The sequence below is a fragment of the Alteromonas sp. McT4-15 genome (assembly GCF_020515205.1).
In the GTDB taxonomy this organism is placed as follows: Bacteria; Pseudomonadota; Gammaproteobacteria; order Enterobacterales; family Alteromonadaceae; genus Alteromonas.
Window position 1 is genome coordinate 1 of sequence record NZ_JAJALG010000080.1, and the last position, 2,407, is coordinate 2,407.

The 2,407-nt window shown below is 41.0% G+C and carries 3 protein-coding genes; 2 read left to right on the forward strand and 1 reads right to left on the reverse strand.

Annotation, left to right across the window (positions count from 1 at the left end):
- Positions 1 to 19 precede the first annotated feature (19 nt).
- Entirely contained in the window at positions 20 to 241 is a 222-nt protein-coding gene (locus tag LHL20_RS20740) for a hypothetical protein (protein WP_226434660.1), read from the reverse strand.
- Between the two features lie 917 nt (positions 242 to 1,158).
- On the opposite strand from LHL20_RS20740, the gene LHL20_RS20745 reads away from it, so the two are divergent.
- Positions 1,159 to 2,001 (forward strand): rolling circle replication-associated protein, encoded by an 843-nt coding sequence (locus LHL20_RS20745; protein ID WP_226434661.1) that lies wholly within the window; start codon positions 1,159 to 1,161, stop codon positions 1,999 to 2,001.
- Positions 2,002 to 2,040: 39 nt separating this feature from the next.
- Positions 2,041 to 2,235: a hypothetical protein gene (locus LHL20_RS20750; RefSeq protein ID WP_226434662.1), complete on the forward strand. Its 195-nt coding sequence runs from the start codon at positions 2,041 to 2,043 to the stop codon at positions 2,233 to 2,235.
- Positions 2,236 to 2,407: the final 172 nt, after the last annotated feature.

Here is a 2,407-nt window from a genome sequence, read left to right on the forward strand (position 1 = left end):
TAATTGCGCATAATGTATATTAAATAGTCTGCCTATCTGACTGATAATACGGGCTTTTTTTGCGTATCTCAATACCGTATTTTGTTGCCAATTCTTCAGCATGACGGTAGTACGTTTCGCGACTCATGAGGAAATATGGATCAAAACCAAGTAACCATGTGATATAGGTACCACGTAGTCTGCACGGCATACGTACCAAAAGTAGCTGTTGTTCAGTGGTCAAAGTTACTGGTTTATTCATTTCATCATGCCTGTATGAAAATAGAGCAGCCACACTGCTTTTTTACGGTATAATACAGCAAAACATGGACGATTCTTTGTATCGCAAGCTCTGCAAATGAATCTAAGCAAGAAAGCTAGTTATTCAAGCGTTAATCATCAAGTTAACTGATGAAATACAATGAATAATACAACATTTGAATTTATAGAAAGAATGATGACTGTTGAACCTCTAGTGGTTTATTTAGTAATAACTTACTTTTTAGTTAGTAGAGTTTGTAAGACGTTCGAAGTTTATTTTCAAAATAAGAAGTAAATCAAAGCCCTCTATCTAGAGGGCTTTTTAATGTCCAAAGGACATGCAGCGACCATGTTTTCCATGCTTGCATGGTAAACATCGACGGAGCGGAGACAGCGCGTTCCTTTGGAACGCATTCACTTTCAGGGAAAGCGTTTAGCTTTTCCTTTCCTGCTAAACCGGAGCGAAGCGACAAGGCTTTTTAGTTCGGGGTTCTGTGACACCCGAACTTTAGTATGGTATCCCGTACTTTTTGCTTTTTAGTTTGCGAGTTCTGTGACACGCAAACTTTACCGTGGTTTCCCACGGTAAAACACCTAAAAGTGGACTTACTATAACAGTCCACTCTACTGTCATTTTGACCGATTTCTTACCTTAGATTCTCGCATTCTAATATTCTCGTATTCTAAGGTTCTAATATTCTAATAAACCATTGTATTAATTAAATTAATTGGTCTTTTTTATTTGCGCTTTTTTTGCTGTTCTAAGCAAGTGATGTGAAGTATGTTTGTGGACGTTGGCTTTAAGTAGCCAGAAAGTAAGAAGCCCGACTCGGCAAAGTCAGGCTTCTGGGATGCGTCTAGAGAGCGGCAACTCTCTATGCGCGTTGTTACAGACCTAGCAAAAGGAGTAACACGGCAATGTTACTAACACAAACTGATTCTGTCAGTGAATCGGCTCGTCTAGCATACCGTTCGCATGAAAATATTTCATGCGAAAAGTTTAGCACGAACTTAGAAATTGACGAAAAAACACCCCAAAACGACCTCGATAGCCAAATTACCAAGCGAACTGCGCCTGGGTTTATCTCTTTATCAACAAGTGGAACGCCAACCGAAATACACAAGGTTGACCGTTTACAAACTCGCCTTAGAAGAATGAAGCACGGCACGCTCACAGCGGCCAGACTTCACGAAGAAGACTTACAGCAAACCAAGACGCGCTATCGTCGCGCCATGGTGACGTTGACGTACAGAAACGTTGATGATTGGCGTCCTGATGATGTGAGTTACTTCCTAAGGCTTGTAAGGCAATGGTGTAAGCGTAGAAAAATTGCTGTGCGCTATGTGTGGGTTGCTGAGCTACAAAAGCGTGGGGCAGTGCACTACCACGTTGTTTTATGGCTTCCACGGGGCATTACGTTGCCTAAACCAGATAAGCAAGGTTGGTGGCCACATGGCATGACGCGTATTGAATGGGTTAAGCGTCCCATTGCTTACTTGGCTAAATACCTGTCAAAAGACGATGCAGACGCATTCCCAAAGGGCTGTCGAATCATGGGCTGTGGCGGTTTATCTGATGCCGCTAAAAATGAACGTTGTTGGTGGTTAATGCCAACATGGGTAAAAGAAATTGCAACTATCGACGACAAACCACGTCGAGCTAAAGGCGGAGGAATATTGCTGAAAAGCACAGGTGAAATTGTTTCTAGTCCTTGGAAAGTTCACATAACCAGCTTAGGAATTTACATCGTTAAATGCTAACTGAAATTAAATACAGATCGTTTAAAGGACTTAAAAATCATGTCTAGAAAAAACAAATCACATCAATTAATCCGTGACTTAATGGAGCTTGAAAAATCAATCCAAGCGGTACGTTATCTAGCAGAACTGACACCAGATGAAGACAGCGATTACGGAATTAAGCAGGCGTTAGCGAATTACTTAGAAACAAACTATAAGCAGGTATTTAATTCAGCAATGCGAACACTAAAGTAATCCCAAACCACATAAACTGTTTAACTGTTCTTGTACGCCTCAGCGTGATGCTGAGCCGTACAAGACAGTTATAACTAAAAGTCTGTAAGCAATCACAGCCAACAAACCAACCGAATAGAGTGACATCAGCTCCCTAATCGTCCATATACTTAATTGCGCATAATGTATATTA